The following is a 7,842-nucleotide window of genomic DNA, read 5'->3' as shown; positions in this document are numbered from 1 at the left end:
AGCTCGTACATCGCTGGGCACGTCCCAGCCGGCTCGGCCGGAGCCACCTTACACCGCCAGCGCTCCGCAGTCACCCATACCACTCGTCGGTCTGAGGCGGAGCCTCGTTAGCGTGTTACTACACGGCCCCGCAGCGGGACGTGGCGCCTATCGACGACAAGCAGTAATCGGCCAGCGGACGAAACGGCTCGCGGGGTAATGGAGGTCCGATTGAGCTCTGGTGGCAGGTCGGAGGAAACGGGCTCTATATCCATCTTGGGTACAAGGCAATCCACCTCGTTCCTCAACAGCAGCCGAACACACTTGCACGAGTGTAGCTGTCACGCCGGAGCAGATGGAGTTGTCGCGGCTGAGGGCCGAGAACAAGCGTCTGCAAATGGAGCTTGAGATCGCAAAAAAAAGCGGCGGCGTACTTCGCGAAGGATCTGCTGTGAAGTACGCTGGATTGACCCGCAGCGCCGTCACCATCCGTTGTTGACGCTGTGCGAGGTCCTCTCGGTCAGTCTGAACGGCTATCGGGCATGGAAGCGCGGCGGCACGCCCGCTGCCAGCGGCTCAGTGACGGGAAGTTGCTGGCGCTCATTCGGGCGATTCATGCCGAGGTCAAAGGCGCTTATGGCTCGCCGCGCATGACCGAGGAAATCCGTTCGCGCGGCTTTCCGGCCAGCAAGGCGCGAGTCGAGCGGGTAATGCGCGAGAACCACATCCGGGCGCGGCACAAACGCCGTTACCGCGTGACGATGGACTCGAAGCACAAGCTGCCGGTTGCCGCGAACCTGCTAACAGACAGGAGCTCAAGGTATGCGTCCGCGTAACCCGCCAGCATCAGATCAGCACGAGGCGAGGTTGGCAAGACGGCTCTCTAGGTCTCAGAACGTGCCGTATTGTGCCAGTAGTGCCAGTCCGCGACCGCGACTCGAGTCGGCTTATCGCCGCTCGACGGAACGATCGGAGTCAAGGGTGCCCTACGTCGCGTTCTCCCCACCGAACCCAGACGAAGATGCCAACCCGACACAGGTCTTCATGAGCGAGTCCTGTGACCGAGACGTGTTCGCCCGTGGTCAGCGGCGAAGAAGTCATCGCCTTGCGAACGTTGGCCTCGAAGGGAAACGAGAGCTGTTCTTCGAGATAGTAGTACCACGACAGCGCACACTCATCTTCGATATATGCGTCGACGACCACTTCCATCTCGATGCAATGTTCACGTTCGGCGTTGAGTTTCGCCTTGGCGATGATGTCGTTTGGTATCCAACTTGATTGCGTTACAGGTCGACGATATGTCTCAGCAGGCCATAGGAAACGCGCTGAATCGGGGCGGCGCTGTCGGGAACGAACGCCGCGTACGGGAGCGCCCAGCGCCGCCGGCTCAGGTTGTCCTGCACGATGGCCTGGGAGTGTCGTGCTCTATAACGATGCCTTGCGATAGTGGTCCAAGCGGGTTGTCGCCGATAGCTGCGGCCATGCCAAGGTGCAGACGCTGACGCACTTCGAGGATGCGTCGGGGGCCCCCCATTTTGAGTCTGGTCTTTACCCACATCTTTGGCGGGTTGACTTGTAAACTGCGACGCGTGATGTTAACTTCCGCCCGTACGACATATGAAGACCTGGACGCGTACACCCGAGGAGCACGGTAAGGGCGAGTTGCGCAGGCGGCGCACGATCCGGGAGAAGGAAAGCGCGAAATGGCTTGAAGGACTGGAACACCTGAGCGCGCTCAAAGCGCATTGTCCGCAGACACATTGCATTGGCGTATGCGATCGTGAGGGAGACATCTACGACGTATTCAGTGCCGATCGCCCTGCTGGCGTCGACTGGCTAGTTCGTGCGAGCTGGAATCGCAGGGTGGCGCATCGGCAGAAGTATCTGCGGGAGACGATCGTCGCAGCGCCGGTGCTGCGCTTCACTGAATTGAAGATTCCAGGTTCGGGTAGCACGGTCGCACGCACCGCACGCCTAACGTTGCGATGCGCGCCGGTGAGCTTGCGCCCACCGCGCTATCGACGCCCAGAAGATTACCCAACGTTGAGGTGTTCGCGATTCACGCCATAGAAGCGGATGTTGCCGAACGTCATGAACCCCTTGAATGGATGCTACTCACTTCGGTGCCCACGAATACTCGCGAAGAAGCACTGGAGCGCCTGGAATGGTATGAGCGGCGTTGGACGATCGAATCGTGGCATCGCATACTCAAGAGCGGTTGTCGCGTCGAGGCACGGCAATTCGGCAATCTCGATCGATTCGTGCATGCCACCGCCTTATTTGCCGTAATCAGTTGGCGGGTCTTGTACGCGACGTTGCTGGCCCGAATAGACGGCGATCTACCATGCGATGTGCTGCTTCAACCACTTGAATGGCGCGCGTTGTATTGCCGCGTACACAACACGACGACGTTGCCTGCTCGGCTTCCAACGCTGACGCAGGTCGTGCTATGGATCGCAAAATTCGGCGGTTACCTCGCGCGCAAGCATGATCGTCCACCTGGGCCAACCGTTATGTGGCGCGGCTTTCTCGCTCTGCACGAGATTACGGAGATGTACCGAATCTTCAGGCAGAACGAATGACCTTATTTGTGGGTAAAGACCAGATTTTGAGTAGTGGGAAACCATTTTGGCATCGGAAGAGAAACCAATGTCGGGGACGCGCAAACGCAGTCCGAACCATAGCACGGAGTGTCGACGCCGGCTGGCTGCGGCCGAAAGTGAACCGGGCGCCTCTGTTCCCAAACTGTCGGTCCTGAGGATGACCATCAGCGTCGTCGCGTTTCGCTCGATCACCCAGCCTGACTACCATCGGCTACGGTCGCGCCGGTCGCCTGGGAAACCCTTCAGATCAACGGAAAGCGCCAGTGCGATTCCTCCATTTACATAACTGACGAGACTCAGGCGTTCTACCGCTTCTTTCTTCCAGTTGTACAGCCGATATTGACGATGCGCCCGAAACCACGCTCGACCCTCCCGACAATGATGAACATGTCGACAACTCCCACATCGTTGATCACGCGTTGATCGCATTCTGCACAGGAGTCGAAGTCCGCGGCATCGACCACTTGTACGTGAAATCGACGTCCGTTATCGTTCCGCTGCGCAAGCCACTTGGCAACGTGGTCGTTGCGTTGCGAAACTCTCATCACTACGGTCATCCCGGCATCATGCAGCCGCCGGCTGACGCCGCGCCTGGACGGCGTGATGGTCTCCTCGGCGAAGGCTTTGCCAAAGACCGTCTGGTTGCGCATCGCCACGCCAACGCCCGCCTGTCAGAGGCTCACTGTCTCGGCGAGATTCGTACGGGTGACGCCGAAAGGGTCGTGAAACTCAATCTCCATGTCATCTGGGTTTCCGGGCGACCGCCGGGACCGCGAGTCTCAATCTATGCGCCGTGCTCCCGTACTCCTTGACCTGCATCAATCGGAATGGACGAAGCCTTGGAGTCGCGGAGTGCTTGATCTGCGTCAACGGACGCTGCGTCACGGCCCATAGACTCGAACCGAGGAAAACACTTAAGCGCTGTTCGACAACCGAAGCCACCTCAATGAGCTACAAAAGCATCGTTGTTCCCCTTGACGCGAGCGAGCGCGCGCATCCGCGCCTCGAATTCGCCCTGCGCCTCGCGAAGCGTTTTGGCGCACATCTGACGGGGCCTACGCGGTGTCACCCCTGAGCCGCGCTCGTTCTATGTGATGGCCGGTTCAGCCGAGTACGTTGAAAAGCATGATGGGATCCGCAGCGCGCGGCGCGGGTCGCTCAAGCGGCTCTTCCATGCGGAACTGGCCCGCACGGGCGTGCCCGGCCAATGGGTCGATGTGGACGGACATGCGAACCTTGAGGTATTGCGCCTTGGAAGCTGTGCGGACCTGATCGTTGCGGGTCAGGACGACCCGAACGATCCGGAATCGTATATCGGTGACCGCTTTCCGGAAACGCTCGTGATGTCAGCAGGACGACCGGTTTTGTTGATTCCGTACACCGGCGTCTTCCCGGCGATCGGCGAGAGCGTGATGATCGCGTGGAATGGAAGCCGCGAAGCCGCGCGAGCCGTGCATGACGTACTGCCGATTCTCAAGGCGGCAAAACGGACAACCGCCGTCTCCATCAATGGAATGAATGACGAGCCATTCGGCAGCCGGATTCCGGGCGCGGATATCGCCGCGGTCGTCGCACGTCACGGCGTCAAGGTGGACATCGCAGACATCGACGGGGTCATTGATGCTCCCGTCGGTGACCTCCTGATGTCACGCAGCTCAGACCTTGGTGCGGATCTCGTGGTAATGGGCGCCTACGGCCACGCACGCTGGCAGGAACTCGTTCTGGGCGGCGCGACACGCACCATGCTTGAGTCAATGACGGTGCCCGTGCTGATGTCACACTGACCTCCCCACCAACACGTCCTATTGCACAATGAGGTGAGTCATGTACAACCGCATCCTAGTGCCGATCGACGGCAGCGCAACCGCCAGCCACGCGTTCGATGAAGCAATGAAGCTCGCCCACGAAACTGGAGCCGAGCTCCAGCCTATTTATGTCGTGGACACCCCTCCCGCCAGCTATGATGCAGCCGGCGTCTATTACCCTGATATCCGCGAAGCGTTTTTAAAAGAAGGCGCGCACCTGAGCGTAGAGGCCGCCGAACGGATGAAGCGCGAGGGCGTGAAGGGAACGCCGCGCGTAGTCGAGGTCGACCTCACCGGGGACGACATCGCGCACCGCATTCTACAGAGCGCGGCCGAATTCAACGCCGAGTTGGTCGTGATGGGGACGCATGGCAGGCGCGGCTGGCGGCGGCTCGTGCTCGGCAGCATCGCGGAGCATTTTATGCGGGTCGCGAATTGCCCCGTGCTTCTTGTTCCTGGACGCGACGCCAAAACACGCGCGGAGCAGGTCGGGACCAAAGCGGACTCGCTGAAGGAGCCATCATGACTTACAAGACCTTGCTGGTTCACATCGACGATAGCCGTCACAGCGAGGCCCGCGTCGACTTCGCGTTCGATCTCGCACGGAAATTCGACGCGCATGTGGTCGGCTTGTACGTGGTATGCCAGGATCTGTTTCGACCGCTCTTCAATCGCGACGAAAGCCTGAAACTCGCCGAGAACGAAGCCCAGCACGCGGAGTGGCGCGAGAGCGCTCAAGAAATGTTTCTCGACGTTGCACGCCGTGCTGGCGCAAGCGCCGAATGGCGCGCCCCTGGAGGGCCCGCGATCGATGTCACGGCGCTCCACGCACGCCACGCCGATTTGCTGGTGCTCGGCCAATACGATCCCGATGACCCGGGCTCTTACGTCACAAGGAATTTTGTCGAAGACGTCGTCATGAGTTCTGGCGTGCCGGCGGTCATCCTCCCTCGTTCCGGGCGAATCAACAGTTTCGGCGACAATGTGCTGATCGGCTGGGACGGAGGGCGCGAAGCGGCGCGGGCCGTGGCCGATGCGCTACCGATCCTCAAGCGCGCGCGCTTCGTCGAAGTGGTGAGCGTGCAGCGGCACGAGGATGACGAAGCGCCTGCCGGTATCGATGTCGCGGCATATCTCGACCGCCATCAGGTTCGCGCGAGTTTTTCGTCGATGGGCCGTGCATCAGGCGTGAACACCGGCGCAACGCTTCTGAGCAAGGCGAGCGCTGTGCATGCCGACCTGCTCGTGCTCGGTGCCTACGGTCACACACGGACGTTCGAACGGGTGCTCGGTGGCGTGACTCGAACGATGATCGAAGCGATGCCACTTCCGGTGCTCATGTCCCATTAGGCAGAACGCCCCGCATCCAAGACGCGGCCTGTCATTGGCTAGTGGCGAAGTGAATCGGCGCTCACTTCCGAGCGCCACCTTTTCGTCACGGCTGCCCACTTGCGTCCAGAAGCGAGCGCTTCTTCGGCGTCGTCCGATGGCGTCCCGCAATGTCAGTATGGGGATGTTGCTTAACCGCAATACGGACTCCGCCAGGCTGCCAAGTAGCAACCGGCCGGCTCCCCGATGACCATACTTGCCCATCGCGATCGGGTCGGCGTCAAGTTCAGCCGCCGCATCGACGATCATGTACGCGACCGGCCACCCGCACGAATCGATGACACGCGACTTGACCGACACGTGATCGGCTGTGTAGCGCCGTGGACCGTGTGTCGGCAAGCGTCACATCTTAAACAGGAGACCGCGCCACTCATAGAAGGAGCCCCCTTTCAGGCCGCATCGCTCGCCGGACCGCGTAGCGGCGCCAGCACGAAGGCCCGAAAGTTCATCTCGATGCTGCGAATCTGGCTCGCGCAACTGGCGTAGAGCCAGCCAGGGCCGCCGTCCATGCCGTACATGCCTTTGCACATTCCTTTCAGGCTTATGCGTGCGCGTTCCGCGATTTTGTCCGCCGGCATGCGCGTCGCCGATAGATAGACCACACCGGCCTCGAGCGGACGTCCTGTTTCAATTCCAGCAGAATCCGCATGACGTATGCGTGTTGCAGAATAGCGTGCGACATACTCCATCGCGCGCTCCCAACGCTGCGAGCATTCCTCGCGGCCGGAACACTCGACCAAGGCGAACTCTCGCGCCTCCTTGAGCTGCGGTTCGGTCTGCCGAAATTCATTCCAGCGCGCGTCCGATGAGCATGCTGCAAGTCCGAGCAGCACTATTGCGCAAAGGGTCGCCTTTCTCATATCGTGCTCCGTTTTCATCGACTATGACGATGGGACGACAATACCGGCGCGTTGCGGCTCGAAGATTGATCTGACTCAGGTGTGCGCCAAATGGGCGCGCCGATCTGCCAAGGCTGGCACCTCCCTTGTCGAGCCGCTCCTTTGGCGCCCCCCCTTACACACATCGGAAATTCGCGCAGCAGGCGCACGTCCTCTCGAGGTTGGCCATTTCCTGTTGCAGCCGCTTGATTCCTAGCACGTCGCGACGTACCGCTTTTTATCGGCAGCCGCACCGAGTCATGCGGTCAACGAGACATGTGACCGTGCCCGTGACGCGGGCACAACGATTCAATCACTTTACGTAATCAGACTCCGACCCGTTTCGGTGCAAGCGTGCGCGGACGGTTATCTAGACCTTCAGTTGCGTGCGTTCGCGCCGGAGGTGCGCTGGACTTCTGTGGCAACGAGAAGAATCGCGAAATCGCGACAGGTCGAAAACCGCAAGAGGGGCCGTCTTGATGAGCTGCACGATATCGTCGCCAGTCAAATCCATTTCGACGATGCGGATCGAGCCCCGATGCGTCGGCCGGGTTTTCGTGATCATTGGTTTGATACTGATCGCTTCGCCTCGTTCAAAGTCGTGGGCCCGCCCCCTTTGAGTAGCGTGAATGGTTTGCATGCAGACCTGCTCGTCACGGGTGCCGGCGGCACACCCGCGCGCGGATTCGAACATACGCCTGGTGCCTTGACGTGCGCCAAGTATGAAACGCGGAACCCGTTCTTGTATCGGCGCCCAAACTAATCGACGTTTCTCCATATCGTATACTGCACGAGTGCCACCGCAACAACGATGACCACCAGTACCGCGATACCGAATATGCCTAGAATCTTGCTCATCACATCAGGCCAGGAATGTGTTGACTCACCCGTGAACTACGGACCCAAGCATTGCAACGCTCAGGGTACGGAACACACGCCCTGTGCCGATTGACACAGATTAGATGTTTTGCATTTACGCGCCAAAACCCGCTAGGAAAGAGATACGCCAAGGACTCTTCCGAGTCCGAAGGTACATGCTGCGGCAGCCAGACCAATCACGACTTGCCGGACTGCGGAAAACAATGCGCCGCGACCATTGAAAATCGACGTGAACACGCCAATGCCCGCAAGCCCTATTCCGCTCAAAACGACGCACTGAACAATGCCCCTCTCTCCGCTCGACCAAAG

At 60.0% G+C, this 7,842-nt stretch carries 8 protein-coding genes and 3 pseudogenes; 5 read left to right on the top strand and 6 right to left on the bottom strand.

Annotation, left to right across the window (positions count from 1 at the left end; translation table 11 throughout):
* Positions 1-319: 319 nt before the first annotated feature.
* Positions 320-782: pseudogene (locus AWB68_RS40805) on the top strand (IS3 family transposase); the annotation flags it as partial.
* A 172-nt stretch (positions 783-954) separates the two neighbouring features.
* On the opposite strand, the gene AWB68_RS51745 reads toward AWB68_RS40805, so the two are convergent.
* Complete coding sequence (locus tag AWB68_RS51745) at positions 955-1,188, bottom strand: calcium-binding protein (protein WP_374729659.1); 234 nt, start codon at positions 1,186-1,188, stop codon at positions 955-957.
* Between the two features lie 776 nt (positions 1,189-1,964).
* On the opposite strand from AWB68_RS51745, the gene AWB68_RS50210 reads away from it, so the two are divergent.
* Entirely contained in the window at positions 1,965-2,561 is a 597-nt protein-coding gene (locus tag AWB68_RS50210) for an IS4 family transposase (RefSeq protein WP_235028785.1), read from the top strand.
* A 326-nt stretch (positions 2,562-2,887) separates the two neighbouring features.
* On the opposite strand, the gene AWB68_RS40790 is transcribed toward AWB68_RS50210, so the two are convergent.
* The gene (locus AWB68_RS40790; RefSeq protein WP_087649841.1) at positions 2,888-3,232 is read right to left on the bottom strand and encodes an SDR family NAD(P)-dependent oxidoreductase; all 345 of its coding nucleotides are present in this window, start codon (positions 3,230-3,232) and stop codon (positions 2,888-2,890) included.
* Between the two features lie 296 nt (positions 3,233-3,528).
* On the opposite strand from AWB68_RS40790, the pseudogene AWB68_RS40785 reads away from it, so the two are divergent.
* From AWB68_RS40785 to AWB68_RS40775, 3 genes and pseudogenes are all read left to right on the top strand, one after another.
* Positions 3,529-4,366 (top strand): annotated as a pseudogene (locus AWB68_RS40785) (universal stress protein).
* 40 nt (positions 4,367-4,406) lie between these two features.
* Positions 4,407-4,913: a universal stress protein gene (locus tag AWB68_RS40780; protein WP_087649840.1), complete on the top strand. Its 507-nt coding sequence runs from the start codon at positions 4,407-4,409 to the stop codon at positions 4,911-4,913.
* Positions 4,910-5,737 carry a universal stress protein gene (locus AWB68_RS40775; RefSeq protein ID WP_087649839.1) on the top strand — a complete coding sequence of 276 codons (828 nt, stop codon included), beginning with the start codon at positions 4,910-4,912 and terminating at the stop codon, positions 5,735-5,737. Before AWB68_RS40780 ends, AWB68_RS40775 begins: the two co-directional genes overlap by 4 nt.
* Before the next feature lie 156 nt (positions 5,738-5,893).
* Here AWB68_RS40775 and AWB68_RS51740 read toward each other — a convergent pair.
* From AWB68_RS51740 to AWB68_RS50205, 4 genes and pseudogenes are all read right to left on the bottom strand, one after another.
* Positions 5,894-6,025: pseudogene (locus AWB68_RS51740) on the bottom strand (universal stress protein); the annotation flags it as partial.
* 140 nt (positions 6,026-6,165) lie between these two features.
* Entirely contained in the window at positions 6,166-6,609 is a 444-nt protein-coding gene (locus tag AWB68_RS40765; protein ID WP_125483219.1) for a hypothetical protein, read from the bottom strand.
* 415 nt (positions 6,610-7,024) lie between these two features.
* The gene (locus AWB68_RS47550; protein WP_125483218.1) at positions 7,025-7,348 is read right to left on the bottom strand and encodes a hypothetical protein; all 324 of its coding nucleotides are present in this window, start codon (positions 7,346-7,348) and stop codon (positions 7,025-7,027) included.
* A 296-nt stretch (positions 7,349-7,644) separates the two neighbouring features.
* The coding region (locus tag AWB68_RS50205) for a VIT1/CCC1 transporter family protein (RefSeq protein ID WP_327384264.1) at positions 7,645-7,842 on the bottom strand (198 nt) is incomplete at its 5' end.

The sequence above is a fragment of the Caballeronia choica genome (assembly GCF_001544535.1).
In the GTDB taxonomy this organism is placed as follows: Bacteria; Pseudomonadota; Gammaproteobacteria; order Burkholderiales; family Burkholderiaceae; genus Caballeronia; species Caballeronia choica.
The sequence above is the reverse complement of the archived record's forward strand: the minus strand, read 5'-3'. Positions and strand labels throughout refer to the sequence as shown.